The organism is Streptomyces sp. NPDC051636 (assembly GCF_044453765.1).
Lineage (GTDB): Bacteria > Actinomycetota > Actinomycetes > Streptomycetales > Streptomycetaceae > Streptomyces.
The window spans coordinates 1-15,903 of record NZ_JBITDA010000058.1 but is presented as its reverse complement, the minus strand read 5'-3'; the positions used below and the strand labels follow the sequence as shown (position 1 = coordinate 15,903).

Annotated in this window: 15 protein-coding genes and 3 pseudogenes; 8 read left to right on the top strand and 10 right to left on the bottom strand. The window is 68.7% G+C overall.

Annotated features, from left to right (window positions below):
- Nucleotides 1–440: 440 nt before the first annotated feature.
- Nucleotides 441–920 carry a transposase gene (locus ACIBBH_RS41490; protein WP_399414030.1) on the bottom strand — a complete coding sequence of 160 codons (480 nt, stop codon included), beginning with the start codon at nucleotides 918–920 and terminating at the stop codon, nucleotides 441–443.
- A gap of 23 nt (nucleotides 921–943) precedes the next feature.
- On the opposite strand from ACIBBH_RS41490, the gene ACIBBH_RS41485 reads away from it, so the two are divergent.
- Together ACIBBH_RS41485 and ACIBBH_RS41480 are read left to right on the top strand one after the other, a co-directional pair.
- Nucleotides 944–1,291 (top strand): hypothetical protein, encoded by a 348-nt coding sequence (locus ACIBBH_RS41485; protein WP_399414028.1) that lies wholly within the window; start codon nucleotides 944–946, stop codon nucleotides 1,289–1,291.
- 220 nt (nucleotides 1,292–1,511) lie between these two features.
- Complete coding sequence (locus ACIBBH_RS41480; protein WP_399414026.1) at nucleotides 1,512–2,750, top strand: IS110 family transposase; 1,239 nt, start codon at nucleotides 1,512–1,514, stop codon at nucleotides 2,748–2,750.
- Nucleotides 2,751–3,048: 298 nt separating this feature from the next.
- Here ACIBBH_RS41480 and ACIBBH_RS41475 read toward each other — a convergent pair whose 3' ends face one another.
- Complete coding sequence (locus ACIBBH_RS41475; RefSeq protein ID WP_399414024.1) at nucleotides 3,049–3,714, bottom strand: DUF4097 family beta strand repeat-containing protein; 666 nt, start codon at nucleotides 3,712–3,714, stop codon at nucleotides 3,049–3,051.
- A gap of 239 nt (nucleotides 3,715–3,953) precedes the next feature.
- On the opposite strand from ACIBBH_RS41475, the gene ACIBBH_RS41470 reads away from it, so the two are divergent.
- Both ACIBBH_RS41470 and ACIBBH_RS41465 read left to right on the top strand, forming a co-directional pair.
- The gene (locus ACIBBH_RS41470) at nucleotides 3,954–4,709 is read left to right on the top strand and encodes a helix-turn-helix domain-containing protein (RefSeq protein ID WP_399414022.1); all 756 of its coding nucleotides are present in this window, start codon (nucleotides 3,954–3,956) and stop codon (nucleotides 4,707–4,709) included.
- A 196-nt stretch (nucleotides 4,710–4,905) separates the two neighbouring features.
- A pseudogene (locus ACIBBH_RS41465) lies at nucleotides 4,906–5,106 on the top strand (transposase); the annotation flags it as partial.
- A gap of 13 nt (nucleotides 5,107–5,119) precedes the next feature.
- Here the strand turns inward: ACIBBH_RS41465 and ACIBBH_RS41460 are convergent.
- The 3 genes from ACIBBH_RS41460 to ACIBBH_RS41450 all read right to left on the bottom strand — a co-directional run bounded on the left by ACIBBH_RS41460 (nucleotide 5,120) and on the right by ACIBBH_RS41450 (nucleotide 6,543).
- Nucleotides 5,120–5,365, bottom strand: a complete 246-nt coding sequence (locus tag ACIBBH_RS41460; protein WP_399414036.1) for an alpha/beta hydrolase fold domain-containing protein — start codon at nucleotides 5,363–5,365, stop codon at nucleotides 5,120–5,122.
- Nucleotides 5,313–6,071: an alpha/beta hydrolase gene (locus ACIBBH_RS41455; protein WP_399414020.1), complete on the bottom strand. Its 759-nt coding sequence runs from the start codon at nucleotides 6,069–6,071 to the stop codon at nucleotides 5,313–5,315. The genes ACIBBH_RS41460 and ACIBBH_RS41455 overlap by 53 nt, the downstream gene beginning before the upstream one ends.
- 223 nt (nucleotides 6,072–6,294) lie before the next feature.
- Nucleotides 6,295–6,543 (bottom strand): Tn3 family transposase, encoded by a 249-nt coding sequence (locus ACIBBH_RS41450; protein WP_399414034.1) that lies wholly within the window; start codon nucleotides 6,541–6,543, stop codon nucleotides 6,295–6,297.
- Here ACIBBH_RS41450 and ACIBBH_RS41445 point away from each other — a divergent pair.
- Nucleotides 6,515–6,826: a Tn3 family transposase gene (locus ACIBBH_RS41445; protein WP_399414018.1), complete on the top strand. Its 312-nt coding sequence runs from the start codon at nucleotides 6,515–6,517 to the stop codon at nucleotides 6,824–6,826. The two genes, ACIBBH_RS41450 and ACIBBH_RS41445, sit on opposite strands and share 29 nt — an antisense overlap.
- Nucleotides 6,827–6,948: 122 nt before the next feature.
- Here the strand turns inward: ACIBBH_RS41445 and ACIBBH_RS41440 are convergent, their stop codons facing one another.
- Together ACIBBH_RS41440 and ACIBBH_RS41435 are read right to left on the bottom strand one after the other, a co-directional pair.
- On the bottom strand, nucleotides 6,949–8,811 hold the full coding sequence (locus tag ACIBBH_RS41440; RefSeq protein WP_399414016.1) for an ABC transporter ATP-binding protein: 1,863 nt from the start codon (nucleotides 8,809–8,811) through the stop codon (nucleotides 6,949–6,951).
- A complete protein-coding gene (locus ACIBBH_RS41435) occupies nucleotides 8,808–9,242 on the bottom strand; it encodes a lasso peptide biosynthesis B2 protein (protein ID WP_399414014.1) in 435 nt (144 codons plus the stop codon). Before ACIBBH_RS41435 ends, ACIBBH_RS41440 begins: the two co-directional genes overlap by 4 nt.
- A 346-nt stretch (nucleotides 9,243–9,588) precedes the next feature.
- Between ACIBBH_RS41435 and ACIBBH_RS41430 the strand changes: the two genes are divergently transcribed.
- Nucleotides 9,589–10,341, top strand: coding sequence for a hypothetical protein (locus ACIBBH_RS41430; RefSeq protein WP_399414012.1), 753 nt, complete (start codon nucleotides 9,589–9,591; stop codon nucleotides 10,339–10,341).
- Here ACIBBH_RS41430 and ACIBBH_RS41425 read toward each other — a convergent pair whose 3' ends face one another.
- Entirely contained in the window at nucleotides 10,342–11,787 is a 1,446-nt protein-coding gene (locus tag ACIBBH_RS41425; protein ID WP_399414032.1) for a transposase, read from the bottom strand.
- A 25-nt stretch (nucleotides 11,788–11,812) separates the two neighbouring features.
- On the opposite strand from ACIBBH_RS41425, the pseudogene ACIBBH_RS41420 reads away from it, so the two are divergent.
- Nucleotides 11,813–12,298, top strand: a pseudogene (locus ACIBBH_RS41420) (LysR substrate-binding domain-containing protein); the annotation flags it as partial.
- A 41-nt stretch (nucleotides 12,299–12,339) separates the two neighbouring features.
- On the opposite strand, the pseudogene ACIBBH_RS41415 reads toward ACIBBH_RS41420, so the two are convergent.
- Nucleotides 12,340–13,313 (bottom strand): annotated as a pseudogene (locus ACIBBH_RS41415) (tyrosine-type recombinase/integrase).
- Nucleotides 13,314–13,739: 426 nt separating this feature from the next.
- Here ACIBBH_RS41415 and ACIBBH_RS41410 point away from each other — a divergent pair.
- On the top strand, nucleotides 13,740–14,387 hold the full coding sequence (locus tag ACIBBH_RS41410) for a recombinase family protein (RefSeq protein ID WP_399414010.1): 648 nt from the start codon (nucleotides 13,740–13,742) through the stop codon (nucleotides 14,385–14,387).
- 741 nt (nucleotides 14,388–15,128) lie between these two features.
- On the opposite strand, the gene ACIBBH_RS41405 is transcribed toward ACIBBH_RS41410, so the two are convergent.
- On the bottom strand, nucleotides 15,129–15,599 hold the full coding sequence (locus ACIBBH_RS41405) for a hypothetical protein (protein WP_399414008.1): 471 nt from the start codon (nucleotides 15,597–15,599) through the stop codon (nucleotides 15,129–15,131).
- Nucleotides 15,600–15,903 lie beyond the last annotated feature (304 nt).

The window sequence follows — 15,903 nt, the reverse complement described above, 5'->3', positions numbered from 1 at the left end:
CGCTACGACAAGACCGCGACCATCTACCTCGCCGGACTCCACATCGCCGGCATCTTCCTCTGGTCCGCCCGATGATCCAAACGAAACCGCCTAGGCTGCCGCCGTCTTCGGGGTTGGCGCCATCGAGACTGAGCCTGCCGGTTTTCTTCCAGCCGGGAGGCACGTCGTCCGAGTCCGGTACACCGCTTGTACTTGCTCCTTGCCCAGGGCTCTGACGGCTTGAGACGAAGGCGTGTTGCCCTGAGCGGAGCTGTGCTTTTCAGCGCTGGCTCCGGTCCCGCACCCAAAAAGGGACGAAATCGCGCCAATCGCGCATAGGGCGTGGACCGTCCTTCGAGCCCGCAACACGTTTCCCCTCTACGGCAAGCGATCAACATCGACGATCATATGGGTCTCAGAGTGATGCTCACACGCCGCAGTGGCGAGCTCACCGCCATCCGTCACGACAACAGGTCCCTCTTCCGGAGGAGCTGGAAGCCGGCGCGCCCAAACATCTGGCGCTTGATCATCTTGATCCGGTTGACATGGCCTTCGACGGCGCCCGAGTTCCAGGGCAGGGTGAGGCCGGCAATGACTGCGTCACGGTCTCGGTCGATACCCGCAGCGAGGGTGTGGAGGCTCGGCAAGTCGTCCTGCCGGACGGCATCCAGCCAGTCCGGCAGCCGCTCGCCATGTCGGCTGGTGAGCATGGTCGCGAAGGACCGGACGTGGCGGGTCAGAGCGTCGAGTTCGGGATAGTGCCTCCGGACAGCGTTGAGCTGTAGCTGCTCGGACTCGGTGAGGGTGTCCGGGTGCCGGAGGATCCATACAGTGACGGCCCGCGGCGAGGGCGGCCGGGCCGTCACCGGCCGCGGCGAGGTGCGTTTGTCGTGCAGGTAGGCGCGGACGCGCTGGTAACTGCGCTTGTAGCCAAGTGGCACGATCTCCTTCCACAACTTCCCCGGTGAATAGCTTCTCCGGCGTCGCGGTGTCGGCTGTGTCCTGCCTCCAACAGAGCATGGACGGCGGCGTGCCGCGCCCGGGTCCGGTCGGCGAACCGGTGTCCAGCAAGCCGGGCGCCAGCCCGGCCGGCCAGGGCGAGACCGACTGCAGCCAGGGCCGAACGCAGCCGTTCCGTGCGCTGGCTTTACCTGCGGGTCAGGCCAGGTATCTGCTCCAGAACCGCAGGGCCGTCCCGGACGATCCTGCTCGCTGCCTGCTGTTTCCCGACCGGGAGTACAGCGTCGTTGCGCACGGATCGGGCAACGGGTCGGCTCCGGCTGATCTGCCATTGAGTAATCCGATCTCCTGACGGCGACTCCCCAAAGGGGAGAAAATCGGGCTACGGCCGTCCGGCTGACGTCGCGGAGTCTTGGTGCCACCGGAACCCGACATTGAGTAGGACGCCGGGGACCCGTCGTCAGGCACCCGGAAGTGTTGCTTCGAGCATGTGAATCAGATTCTTTTGCCTGCTTGGTCCCCGCCGGACGGCTGCTGCACAACAGCACACCGCGCGAGGGGAGGACCGGGGCATGGACGTTGTCCACGAACGATGCGCCGGGATCGACATCGGCAAGGCTGACGTGAAGGTGTGCGTCCGCGTTCCGGGACCGGGCAAGCGGCGCCGGAAAGAGGTACGCACCTTCTCCACCATGACCCGTGACCTGCTGGCGATGCGGGACTGGCTGATCGCCGAGGGCATCACCGTGGTCGGCATGGAGGCCACCGGCTCGTACTGGAAACCGGTGTTCTACCTGCTGGAGAACGACATCGAGACCTGGCTGCTCAACGCCCGGCACATGAAGAACGTCCCCGGCCGCAAGACCGACGTCGCCGATTCCGAGTGGATCTGCAAGATAGTCGAACACGGCCTGGTCCGGCCCTCGTTCGTCCCGCCGCCGGAGATCCGGCAGCCGCGGGACCTGACTCGCTACCGCACCGAGGTCATCCGCGAACGCCCCCGCGAGGCCCAGCGGCTGGAGAAGCTCCTCGAGGACGCCGGTATCAAGCTGTCCGCCGTCGTCTCCGACCTGCTGGGCAAGTCCGCTCGCGCGATGCTGGAGGCCCTGATCGCAGGGGAACGCGACCCGAAGGTGCTGGCGGAGATGGCCAAGGCCAGCATGCGGGCCAAACGCGAGATCCTGGCCCAGGCCCTGACCGGCCGGTTCAATGACCACCACGCGTTCCTGGCCCGCACCATGCTCGACCGCATCGACGCGGTCACCGCGACCGAGGCCCGGCTGAGCGAGGAGATCACCCGGCAGCTCGCCCCCTTTCGTCGGCAGGTCGAGCTGCTGACCACGATCCCGGGCGTCAACGCGAAGTCCGCCGAGGTGATCCTCGCCGAGATCGGCGCCGACATGAGCCGGTCCCCCACAGCCGCCCACCTCGCCTCGTGGGCTGGGATGTGTCCGGGCAACCACGAGTCCGCCGGCAAGCACACCTCCGGCAAGCCCCGCCCCGGCGACCCGTGGCTGAAGGGTGCACTCGGGCTGGCCGCCACTGCGGCCGCCCGCACCAAGGGCACCTACCTTGCCGCCCGCTACAAACGCATCGCGGTCCGCCGTGGGAAGAAACGCGCCTTGGCCGCCGTCGGCCACACCATCCTGACCTCGGTCTGGCACATGCTCACCAACGACGCCGAATACGCCGAACTCGGAGGCGACTACTTCGTCCAACGAACTGGACGAGCCAGGCAGACGCGGCGCCTGGTCAGCCAGCTCAACATGCTCGGTTATCAAGTGTCCCTCCAATCAGCGGAAGCGGTCTGACCTGCGGGAATGGTTGATTTTCGAATCAGGTAGACCACAGGGATACCGGGACCGCCGGTGTCGGTGACGGCCAGGGCCGTATCGTCAATCGACACCATGCCGGTCCACTTCGAACTGGTCGAGGAAGTGCTGTTCTTCGTCATGTGTTCCCCCTGGTCGCGTGAGAGCGTCTTGTACGGCTCCTCCAGGCCCTGCACGTGGATCGCAGGCCCCTCGGGACGGACGGCCGCGTCCTCGGCGACGACCGACAGGATCTCGATCGCGGGGGGCCCGGCCGGACAGTCCTGCTTCTGTTCCTTCAGAGGCTGCGGGCGGTGATGTCGCCGCGGGAGGTGGTGGCGCGGATGTCGAGTTCGGCGGTGCCATCGTTCTTGAGTGCGTTGCTGACGCGGCCGTAGTCGGTGCCGGCGTCCAGGGTGGCCGAGACGCCGGCGGCGGCGCCGACCGAGATGTCGCCGGACTGGGTGCGGAGCACGACCGTGCCGCGCACGGCCTCGGTGATCCGGATTTCGCCCCTTGCGGTGCTGATCTCCGCGGGGCCGCCCAGCCGGCCGACCTCGATGTCGCCGTCGGTCGCGGTGAGGCGGACGCTCGCGGCCTCGTCGATCTTGATCTGGCGGTACGCGCCTTCGAAGGCGACGTCGCCGAGGCGTCCGACGCCGCGGAGCTCGGCGCTGGCGGCCTTGGCCTCGATGCGGGAGCCGGCGGGCAGTTGGACGGTGATCTCCAGGGAACCGGAGGGGCCGAAGAGCTGGTTGTTGGGGGTCGGGGTCGTGATGCACAGGACGCCGTCGGCATAGGCGACGGTGGTCTGCTCGGCGGTCTTGGTGTCGCGGCTCTTGGAGGGGTTGGCGGGCAGGACCTCGACGGTGGTGTTGGCGCGGTCTGCGGCGATGAACTGGATGCGTCCGGCGGGGATGTCCAGGAGGGCGGAGATCGGGGCGGGGGTGTCGAACTTCTGCATCGTGCTCTCCCGGTGCTGGTTTGTTGTTTCTGGTACTGGAAACGCTATGTTGCCTTTTAGGATTCGACAACACACTCGTTGCACAGAATCGACATCTATGAAGGTAGAGGCCCAGAAATTGTTGCAACGGTCTTGGGAATAACGCAACGACAAACACCCTGGTCATTGCAATGAATGAGAAGTGAACGCTATGGTGGGGGGATCAGGGACCGCCACGAAGGATCACCAAGGAGATCGCGATGCCGGGAGGCAGGCTCACCCAGCAGGAACGCCAGCAGATTGCGCTGGGGCTGGCCGACAGCCTCCCCTACGCCGAGATCGCCCGACGCCTCAACCGTCCGACCTCGACGATCACGCGTGAGGTGATGCGCAACGGCGGCCCCACCGCCTACCGCGCCGACCTGGCCCACCGCGCCACCGAACGCCGCGCCCACCGGCGCAAGCACACCCCACCCCGAGGGCAGGGGGCGCCGGCGCAGGGCCACGGGCGCGACGACGAGGCCGTGTGCGAGTACGAGGAGGCGTTCACCACCCTCCTGATGCAACAGGGCCTGCCCAAGATGACAGCTCGGGTGCTGACCTGCCTCTTTATCGCCGACGCGGGTAGCCTCACCGCGTCCGAACTCGTCCAGCGCCTGCAGGTCAGCGCGGCGTCCGTCTCCAAGGCGATCGCGTTCCTCGAAGATCAGGGCCTCGTCCGCCGGGAACGCGACGAACGCCGCCGCGAGCGCTACTTCGTCGACGACGACGTCTGGTACCAGTCGACGATCGCCAGCGCCCGCGGCACCGCCCAGGTCGCCGAGATCGCACGGCAGGGCGTCGGTATCCTCGGCCGCGACAGCCCGGCCGCCGCCCGCCTGGAGAACATCGCCCGCTTCAGCGACTTCATCAGCGAGAGCATCCTCCGCGCCGCGGAGCAGGTCCGCGAAGTCCTCTACACAAAACCCGAAACGACGCCAGGTGACACCACCACACCAGGTTCGGATCGCGGATAGACAACCGTCTTGATGGTCACAGCCAGTGGTGTGCCCGAGTAATGCTCAAAGCCTGTGGATCGGCCTGGGAGGACGTACCTTCCCGGGTGATCGATCGATAGGTTACCGAGCAAGGCCGACGCGGCAACGTCGGCCGGGAAGGCACGTTCGTGCTCACGTAGTCAACGCCGACGGCACCACCAGTAGCGGGTCGTCGCTGTTGGACGAGATCCTCCGGGAGGGGGCTCGCAAGATGCTGGCAGCCGCGCTGGAAGCCGAGGTCAACACCTACATAGCCGAGCTCGCCGACCACCAGGACGAGAGCGGTCGGTGCCTGGTGGTGCGCAATGGTTACCACCAGCTGCGGAAGGTCACCACCGCCGCCGGATCGGTCGAGGTCAGGGCCCCACGGGTCGATGCTTGACGAGGCATCAGCGGACGCGGTCGAGCATGTCGGTGACGTCTGCGAAGACCCTCTCTCCCGCCGCCGCGACGGCGGGAGAGAGGGTGTCGAGGGTGAGGAATCCGTGGACCATCCCAGCCTCGCAGCGGTGTCTGACTGGAACGTTCGCGGCGGCCAGCCGAGCGGCATAGGCGTCGCCCTCGTCCCGAAGCGGATCGTGCTCAGCGGTGACGACAACGGTGGGCGGCAGCCCGCCGAGGTCGGCGGCGTACAGCGGGCTGACCTCGGGGTCGGCGCGCCGGGACGAGTCTGGGACCCATTGCTCCGGCCCCCCATGCGATGTCGTCGGTCGTCAGGCCCCAGCCCGTGGCCTTCGACCGCGTGCTGGGACCGGAGAGTGTCAGATCGGTGTTGGGGTACACCAGGATCTGGGCGGCCGGCAGCGGTCCGCCCTCATCACGCAGGCGCAGGCAGGCAAGCGTGGCGAGGTTACCGCCGGAACTGTCACCCATGACGACGATCGGGCCTGCGATCCCCGCGCTGGAAACTCCGCCGGCCGCTGCCCACCGGATGGCATCCACGCAGTCATCGACAGCAGCCGGCCACGGGTGCTCCGGAGCCCGGCGGAAGTCGACGCTCAGCACGGCCGTGTCGGTACTGAGCGCCAATCGGCGGCATGCCCGATCGTGCGACTCCAGATCGCCGATCGTCCACATCCCTCCATGAAGGAACACCACCAGCGGCCTGCACCCCGCCGAAGGCCGGTAGAGGCGGGCCCCCACGGCAGCCGAGCCGACCGTCAGATCCTCGACGTGGGCGATCTCGGGGCCCGGAGGCCCGGCTTCAGCACGGAGTCGCTGCGCACGCCGCAACTCCGCCGCGCCCACGGCACGGGCGAGAGGTCCGGGGTCCTGTCGAACAGCCTCGATGAAGGAGGTTAGTTCGGCATCGGCGAGCGAGGGGTCGATCAGTTCGGCCATGCAGGCCAGGATGCCATCTTGATCCGAACGATCCGGCCCGGAGACAGTCTCCTGGTCAAGAACCTTTACACCACTGCCTGGCGCCTGATCCGACGCTCTCCGATCCACAACATTTGACAATTACTCGTGGTGCCCACGCCGGCCCCTTCAACCTGAGCCGACCCCATCGCGCGCCCGCCAGGCGGCCTCGTTCATGCAGGGGCCGGTGAGGTCGGCAAGAACCTCATCGCAGCTCCGTGGCTGACCGGGTGGCGGCATCTGCCGAGGTACGGGGGCGGGGCACGGCCACGGCCGGCCCCAGGTCGAGCCGGGCGTCCATGTCCAGACGGAAAGTGCCGTAGGGGTTCACGTTCGACCAGAAGAGCGCGGTCAGCCCACGCCGGTCCTCGTCCGTCAGCCGCGATGCCCACGTCGGCTCGGACAGGACCTGCTGCAGCAGTAGCGTGTTGACGTGCACGAGGCTGGACTGCAGGAGGTGCAGGTGGAATACCCTCTACATGGACGCCGCCGTCAAGGAGCTGGAGGCCGGCGGGCTGACCATCTCACCGGAGATCCGTTCCCGGCTCTCTCCGCTGGTCCACGAACACATTAATTCCACGGCCGGTACCCGATCGTCCGCTCCCACGGCGACGGCTCGCTGCGCCCGCTGCGCGACCCGGCCGCCTCCGAGGAATAACCCCGGTCAGCCGACGGGTATGACGTACGCGCGGGCGAAGTGGTGCCGATGTGGGCCTCATGGAGGTGTCCGGCGATGACCTTGGCGGTGCCGGACGCCTTCGCGGCAGGGAGCAACGGCTTGGCGTCGCCGTCGCCCTGGCCCAGGGTGATGGCTGGCCGGACTGCCTGAGGCGCTCTCGGCGTCGTGTCCATGTCCGGTTCACAGCGGGTGGCGTGGGTGCGGGCTTACGGTCGTCACGGGGGAGGTCCGGGCGTTGGCCGGGCGGAGCATCTGTCCGGCGGCCAGTTCGCGGTAGGTGGGGCTGCTGGTGAGTAGTTCCTCGTGACGTCCGCAGGCGACGGCTCTGCCCTCGTCCATCACGATGATCCGGTCCGCGTGCTGGACAGTGGACAGCCGGTGCGCGATCACCAGGACGGCGCATTCTCGGGCCACGTCCTGCATCGCGGCGGTGAGCGCGGCTTCGTTGACGGCGTCCAGGTGGGACGTCGGCTCGTCGAGCAGTAGGAGGGAGGGCCGGGCGAGCAGGGCACGGGCCAGGGCGACCCGCTGCCGCTCGCCCCCGGAGAGCGTGCCGCCGCGTTCGCCGAGCATGCCCGACAGTCCACCGGGCAGCCGCTCGACGACGCCTGCGAGCTGGGCGAGTTCGACCACGCGCCGGACCTCGGCCTCCGAGGCGTCGGGTACGGCATAGGTGATGTTGTCCCACAGCGAGCCATGGACGACATGGGTGGCCTGGTCGACGACCGCGATGCGTGACCGGCACTCCCCGCGGCTCAGCTCAGTGGCGGGCATGCCGTCGAACAGCAGGGCCCCGGAGTCCGGTTCGTAGAATCTCGCCACCAGGGCGAAGACCGTGCTCTTGCCGGCACCCGACCGGCCGACCAGGGCTGTCTGGCGCCGGTGGGAGGCGGTGAAGGAGATGCCGCGCAGCACCGGCCGACTCGGGTCGTAGCCGAAGCTGAGGTCCCGCAGGGCAAGAGCGGGCTCCTGGTACGAGACGGTCTGCCGGGCCGGTTCGCGCGTACGTGCCCGGGCAGCCGGCGTCTGGGCTTGCGAGGGCTCCGCCGGCAGGGACAGCGCCTGCTCGATGCGCTGGTAGGCGCCCATCCCGCGCTGGATCAGGCCGACCGCGCGAAAGACCGAGGACAGCGGTAGGACCAGGTAGGAGGCGTACAGCAGGAAGGCGACCAGGTCGCCGAGGGAGTTGGCGTCTGCGTTCACTCGCAGGCCGCCGATGACCAGGACGATCAGGAAGGAGCCCTGGACGGCGAGTTCGACGGCCGGGCTCATCACGGAGGCGAGTTTCGCGGTCCGTACGCCGGCGCGGTACGCCGATTCGACGCATTCTCCGATGCGCTGCGCCTCCCGTTCCTCCGCGCAGTGCACCCGGACCATCGGCAGGGCGCCGAGGGCGCGTTCCAGGTCGGCGGCGATGGTGCCGACGGAGGTCTGCATGCGCTCGGAGGCAGCCCGGATGCCCTTGAGCAGAGAGGCGACGATCACGGCGGCGGTGGCCACGGTCGCCGCGACCAGGAGCAGCAGCAGCGGGTCGATGCACACCATGAGGACGATCGCCCCCGCAGCGACGAGGGCGCCGGTCACCAGGTCGACCAGCGCCTGGGACACCACCTCCCTCAGCAGGGTGGTGTCGGCGGTGACCCGGGAGATCAGATCTCCGCTGCGGTGCCGGTCGTACTCTCGCATCTCCAGCCGGAGCAGCCGCCCAACCAGACTGTGGCGCAGCCCTCGTACGATGCTTTCGCCCATGCGCTCCAGGACGAAGCGGCCTACCGCGCCGGTCGCCGCTTCGGTGACGAACAGCCCGGCCAGGAGCAGCAACAGTGGCCACAACACCTGTCCGCGCCCGCTAGCGTCCACGACCTGCTTGGCAACGAGCGGCTGGGCGAGCCCGAGCGCGGAGCCGACGAGGGTGAGTAGGGTGGCGACGGTGATGGAGGCCCGGTGGCCGGTGGTGAGCCGGTACATGGTGGCGACCGCGGCCCGGGTGGAGCGGTCGCCCGCGGCCGTCGGCTGTGCCTGATCCACGACGGTGTCGGTCATCGGCCCGATCGGCTCCCGGGAGCGACCGTGATGAGCCGGGTGAAGTAGTCGTCGGGTACACCCTCATCCACGGGGCGGCCGTCCGCCTCGATCCAGGCGTGCGCCGTGAACGGCGGCACCACGCGCACCCCGGTGCACCAGGCTGGCCAGCTCCCTCCCAGGCGGCACAGCAGCGCGGCCCCCAGGGAACGGGGCAGGCAGCCTTTCGGGCCGGCGCAGCGCAGGCTCACCGCGCACATCGCGTCCCGAGCGTTCTTCGCCTGTGTGGCGGTGGCCGGCGCGGCTCCGCGACATGCGAGGTGGAGCACGGCACGGATCCAGCGGGGCGGCAGGAGGGCGATGACGAGGGCGGGGGTCAGGACGAGACGGGCGGCCAGGCGCCGGGTGAAGGGCACGCCGGTGGGCCGCTCCAGGGCGCTGGGGGTCGTCATTCGGCCGGGCCACCTGCGCGACATCCGCGAGGCGCTGAAGCAGGTCGGCGACCAGCCCAGCCACCGCGCCTTCCCGCTGTTCATCCTGTGCCCCGACGCATGAGCGGCACGGACAAGACCGGGTCCCGTCCCAGCTCCCCGGCGGCGAGGACGGCAAGCCAGCGAGTGGTGCCGCCGGCCGGGGTCCGGGTCGTTCGCGGCTCGGCGTTCGTCGATCCCCGCGATCCGGACAACGGTCTGGGCAACCCCTTCGCTGTCGTCGTGGGCGCCGACGTGGCAGTGTTGAGCACAGCCCAACGCCGGGCGCTGGCCCGGCGCACCGGCGCCCCCGAGACCGTCTTCGTCGATGCCGTCGTGCCCACGGAATGGGCTGCACTGCCCTTCCGGGTACGAGCTCGACCTGACCGTCCTGACACCGACCGGAAAGGCACTCGGAGCGTACGCCCACGGCTTCATCGGCACCGTGCACACGCTCACCCAGACCGGGGCCATCACCGCAGGCCTTGATCTGCTGATCACCACGCCGTCGGGCGGATCGGCGCGAGCTTCGCTTTCCAGCGGCACGGTCATGCTGCAGTTCGACTCCAGTGAGCCTTTGATCGCGTACGGCCGCGAGCAGGCACTGGAGGAGATCTTCCACGTGCCGCTACCGTCCCTGGCCGACGGGCTGCCGGTCCTGTCCGTCGGCTCGCCCAAGCTGACCGTCGAGGTGACGCCCGGCGCCTTCGCCCGACTGCAGCGACAACTGGACGGTCTGGACTACGACCGGCTCATGGCCCTGCAACGCGAGCTGGACGTCAACGGGATCCACCTGTTCTGCCGCAACGAAATCACGGGTATGCCCGCACGCGCGATCCAGACGAACGCGTACCTCGGCCGGAATCTCGCGGTCGACCGGGCCACCGGCGTTTCAAGCGCGGCCCAGGTCAGCGCCGACCCCCGCATCCACGCAGGCCGACAGCTGCAGGTCACCCAATACACCCCCACGGGCCGCTCGGCGGTCCTCACCCTGGCCAAGGGGGAAGGACGCAGCGTCTGGGTGGGCGGTGTCGCGAACCTACTCGATCACCACACTGCACCCCGGCTCTTCCTGACCTAGTCAGTTCGCTGTGCGGGCCGCATGGTCCGGGGCACGGCGCGGGCCTGGAACCCCCGGGAACAGAATCAGATCCAGTCGCTTGTCCATGTCGAGTCGGAAGGTCCCGTAGGGGTTGATGTTCGACCAGAACAAGGCGGTCAAGGCGCGCCGGTCCTCGTCGGTGAGCCTGTCCGCCCAGGCCGGTTCGGCGAGGACCTGCTGCAGCAGGAGGGTGTTGATGTGCACGAGCGCGGACTGGAGCAGGTGGAGGGCGAGCATGCTGGCCTCGGCGTGTTCCTTGTCCGGGCCGGTCAGTGCGCCGTCCTTGCCGTAGTGGAGGACGCCGTTCGCCGAGTTCCAGTTCTCGACGACCTGCAGGCCGCTGTGGGTCTCGCGGCGCAGGCCGGGAGTCAGGTAGTCGCAGGCGAAGATGGTACGGACCGCTCGGCCGAGTTCTTCCAGGGCCTGGTAGGTGGGGTGTTTGGGGCCACCGCGAATGAAGCGCCGCAGGACCTGCTCGGCCTCGGCGGTCCCGAGGCGCAGGGCGGTGGCGTACTTGACCATCTGGTCGTACTGCTGGGAAATGAGCTCCCAGCGGATCGGGCGGGTCAGCGAGGCGCCGAGCGCTGGCCAGCCGGGCGGGGTGTCGTCGGGCCGGTACAGGCGGATGCTGCCGATGTTCTTCAACCGGGGCAGGAGCCGGAACCTCAAGAGTTCGGTGAAGGCGAACCCGACCACCGAGGCGCCATGCGTATCCACATAGTTCGACTCGACCTCGGCGTCCGTGCAGTACCGCAGCAGGCCCTCAATCATCGCCGCCACCTCGGACGACGAGCAGTTCTTGATCTGGGAGTAGATGCAGACGTTCTTCCGCTCGACGTGCCAGTAGATCATCACGCCGTTCCCGCCGTAGCGGGCGTGATACTCGGTCATGAAGTTGGACGACCACGAGCCGAACTTCTTCGAGTCCGACGCACACGCGGTGCCGGTGCCCCACCAAGCGGTGTCCCGGGCGGCGAAGGTGGCGTTCACCAGCTTGCGGACGGCGGAGCGGAGGTTGTCGACGGTAATGAAGTGCCGGCGGACGTGCCGCAGCGCAGCCTCGCTCTCGCCGTGCTCACCAGTGGCCACGATCGCGCGGATGCCCATGTTCGTACCGAGCGCGAACAGCGCCAGCAGCAGGCGTCGTTGCAGGGTCGCCCGGTCGATGCGCTCATAGGCGGCGACGGAGGCGAACTCGTCGGTGAAACCGGTCAAGAAGTCCGCGTTCTTCAGCACCTCCAGCAGGTCGAGCACACCCCAGCGGCGGATCACCTCCTCCTTCAGCGCCTGCAAGCCCGTCGGCTCCACCAACGGCTCCGGTTCTAGCACCGTGATCCACGGCTCCCCGCGCCGGGTGGTGACCTTCACCCCGCCCGCCGACCCGTTCGTCAGCGCCACTGACAGCCGGTCCAGCGCCTTCGTCATCCGCTCCTTCAGGTCGGTGATGAACCCCGAGGGCATCGAGTCCGTCCGGGTGCTCGACGAGCCGCACCAGCTCCTCACCGGTCCCGCCCACGCGCTGGCCCGCGCCCGGTCGGTGACCGTCGCCCAGCTTGCCGGGCACCGGATCTGGATGCCCGGCATCGTTCCCGGAACCGAGTGGGCCGCCTACTACGACGACCTCGTCGCCGAGTTCGGCCTCACCATCGAGGCAACTGGCCCCAACTTCGGCTCCGACACGCTCCTCGACACCATCGCCGACACCCCGGCCCTGGCCACCTTCACGACCGAGCAGACCCGCCTCGTCTGGCCCGTCGGCAACGGCCTGCGCCGCATCCCGGTGACCGACCCAACACCCGTCTACCCGCACGCCCTCCTCTGGCACCGCGACAACCCCCACCCGGCGCTGGCCACCCTCCGCGCCCACCTCGCCGCAACAGCGGCCGACCACGACGCCGCCGGGACCTGGGCACCAGGCTGGGTAATTCCGCGCTGAACGGCCTCGCCCGCGCGGCCCGCCCTGCCCGGCGCAGGCGGTCAATGGCGGGCGTCACCGGGGGCGAGCAGGCTGGTCAGCTCGGAGATCGCATCGGGGGAGGGCTTGAAGTAGCGGCGGACGTTCTCCGGCTTTTTGTGCCGGGACTTTGCCATCAGCATCAACAGCGAGGCGCCTGCTCGCCGAGATGGGTCAGGGCAGAGTGGCGGTACTCATGCAGATCCCAGCCCGTCCCCGGGCCGCGCAGGGCGGTGTGCTCGTCGAGCAAGGCGCGGGCCTGCCCGTACGACAGCCGGGCCAGCCCGGTGTCCGGGCAGACGTCGCGCGGGCTGACGACCTTGCCCGGCCCGGGGCGGCGGTGGGTGACAAACAACCGGCCCGCGGGTGCGGCCCTTCAATAGCCGGGGCAGGAACCGGGCGGTGCCGGCATCCCAGTACACGGTCTCCAGCACGTAGTCCTCGCGCGCCTGGCCCCGGCGGCGGGCCTTGGTCCGGGCGCCCTTCGCCTTGACCGCGCCGCGGCGCCCGGCGAAGTCCAGGTTCTCGATGTTCACGCCGAGGATCTCCTCCGCACGGGCGGCGGTCTCGTACAGCATCCGCCACAGCGTCTTCTCCCGCAGGTGACCTCACGCCGCGCGGTAAGCCGGTCGATCGCCATCTTCGAGTGGGCGGGGGTCTCGGAGTCCGGTACCGTCAGCCGCTTCGCCCAGGCCGGGACCATCGGACCGGCGTAGCCGTACTCCCGACACCAGCCGAGCCAGGACAGCACCCCCGCCCGGCGGGAGTTCCACGTGTTGACCGCCGCGGTGCCCCAGAGCAGTTCCAGGGCCTCGCCGATCTCATCGTCCGCGACCGACGCCAGCGGCCGGGCCTCGCCGAGCCGCTCGGCGGTCTTGCCCACCCCAATCCCGTAGTTCCGGACCGTGTTCAGGTTGCCGAGCGAGTCGAGGAATATGTCCGCCGCCGTGCGGACGGTCAACGCCTTCCCGGTCGGCAGCTGTACGACGGTGGGCACCGCTTCTCTCCCTGCCACAGACAACAGGGCCGCTTCACGTAGCGGCCGAAGAACGTCACCACAGGTGACGGATCAAGCTACCGCAGATATTGGGGTGTTATCCGTGGAACGACTTCAGACAGGTCCGGCAACCGATGATCCGTCAGCCGCCCACCAGGCCCGACGGACCCTTAGCGCCGGTTTTCGTTCCGATGTTCCTCAACCCCCAATTCCGTGTCGCACCCCGCTGGTGATCTTCCTCGCGCACGAGCAAGGGCCGGAGCCGTAGGCAGGGTTACTCTCACAAACGGGGGTCCTTTGCGCGAGCAAGATCAATCACGAGCCGCCGAACCCCCGTCGACCGCGGATTCGTTCTCAGAACCCGTTCTCACGCAAACGCGGGACGGACCCCCTACTGAGACTTGCATTGTGCGAAAATCCGGGCCAATGACGGACCCTCAGGAACCTTCCACTGACCGGTCGCCGCCGACGACGTCGAACAGCACGCCTCCGAAGTGTGACGCACAGCCCGGCTCACCGTGCCGCTCGCTCGGCGGCGCGGTCGCCTCCGCCTACCACACCCGCCGCTTCACGAAGGTGCCCCGACTGAAGAAGGCGCTGCGGGTGCCCACCCCCGCCGACCGCGGACCGGGCCGGCCATGGCGGCCGGGCACCCCGCCGCCGGCGCCGATCGACCCGGACCTGCCGAGCGCGGACATCCGCATCGGCTACGCCCGCTGCTCGACCCTCGGCCAGGAACTCGACTCCCAGCTCGACGCGCTCAGCAAGCATGGCATCCCCAGGTACAAGATCTTCAGCGAGAAGATCAGCACCCGGGTCCGGGTCCGCCCCCGGTTCCAGGAGGCGCTGAGGACGGCGCGGGAGATCAAGGCACACGCCCCGCGCTGCCGGGTCATCTTCACCGTCTACGAGATGAAGCGCCTCGGCCGCGACGCCGAACTCACCGCGCCCGCCGACCGCCTCACCGCCCACGCCTGGTCCTGGAGGTGCACACAACACCGGCCCGGACCCCGCCGGCGACGCCAAACACGATGGACGCCAGTGCCCGCAGTGCCGGCTTCCAGGTCGGGGTAAGGGGCCGGTCGCTGATCGACACGATGCTGTCGAGCAGGTTGCCGTAGTTGTAGAACCCATACTCGCCGGTCGTGCATAGCAGGCGGCCGGCAGGAGTCGTGCTGATCCCAACTGGCGAACGGATCGCGCGGGCCGTCCTCGTGTCGGCTGCGGGCCATACCGTGGTGCGCGGTCACCGCCGTGATGTCCGCGATGATCAGATGGGTATGGTCCCCGGGACCGGTTGCGGCGAGCGTTCCGTCGGGCAGGACGCACAGTCCCTTGGCCCACCACAGGTCCTTGCCCAGCCCGGTCATGGGACCGCCGAAAGCCGTGTCCTGGCGCAGGTACTCGTCCTGCCCGGAGACAGCAGTGGTGAGCTACGTGCCGTCGGGGGCGTACCTGTTCACCAGTGAGTAGCCGAAGTGTGCCTTCGCCGCAGCGGCTTCCTCGTCCGCCACCCCGTATGTGTGACGGTGGACGTGGGAGAGGGCGTAGATCTCGCCCGAGGGCGCGGTGACGACGTCGTCGACCCTCAGGCCCAGCCGTCGGTGTACTTGCGTTCCAGGTCGACCGCGTGGTGATCGACGAGCGCGGACGACAGTGACACGGGTATGGCGTGAGTCATCACGCCATACCCACTGGCCCCACTGACAACACCCCATGAGTGGCCGGTGCAGACCACGGGAGTGTACGAGTGTTGTAGCGCGTATGGGACCGGCACGACCGGACGGCCATGACGCTGGCAGTGGTCGGCCTCAGTCAGCGGTTGTTGGGGCTCAGCAGCGCGGCGGCCGCGGCGATGAAGGCGACGGATGCTTCCTTGGCCGCATGCCGCCGGGCGTCCAGCTCGGTCCGGTCGCTGGCCTTGCGCAGCGCGTACGTGGCATCTGCGGCCAGTTGCGCGGGGCCGGCCAGCTCGGGGACCAGGACCTGAAGGCGGATGTGGGGCGCGGTGATTGCCGCCCGGGTGTCGTGGGACCTCGTCTGGGCCTCCAGCTGATGCTCGGCGCCTGCCTCCGTCAGGGCCAGACGCTCCCGATGGAACATCGCCGAGCGGTGCGCGTCCAGGGCGGCCGCGAAGTCGGTGACGGCACTGAGCTGGTCCTGACGGTGGCTGTCGGCGCGCTCCTCGGCGCGTGCGGTGCGTGCCGAACGGTGCTGGAGGAGTCCGGCGGTCAGGGCACCGGCGAGGGTGCCGAGTACGGCAACGATCGAAGGCCATATGGACATCAGGTGTTGGGTCCTCTCGGGTAGTCGGACTCGGTGGTGAGGCCGGCGGACAGCGAGGTACGCGTTGGCGCCATCGGTGGCGGAGTTACGCCTGCGGAGCTACGCCTGATCCTGGCCGTCAGTTTGCGGCTGCGGTCAGAGGTCCGGAGTCTGAGGGCCCGTGATCACTTGCTCCCAGCCGACCAGCGCACAAGACGGCCGGAGGCAAGTGCTAGGCAGTTTCGTTTGGATCAGTCGGTCGTTGGTCCGGGTGTGCCGTTGACTGATGCGCAGTGGGCGCGGATCGAGCCGTTGCTCCCGGACC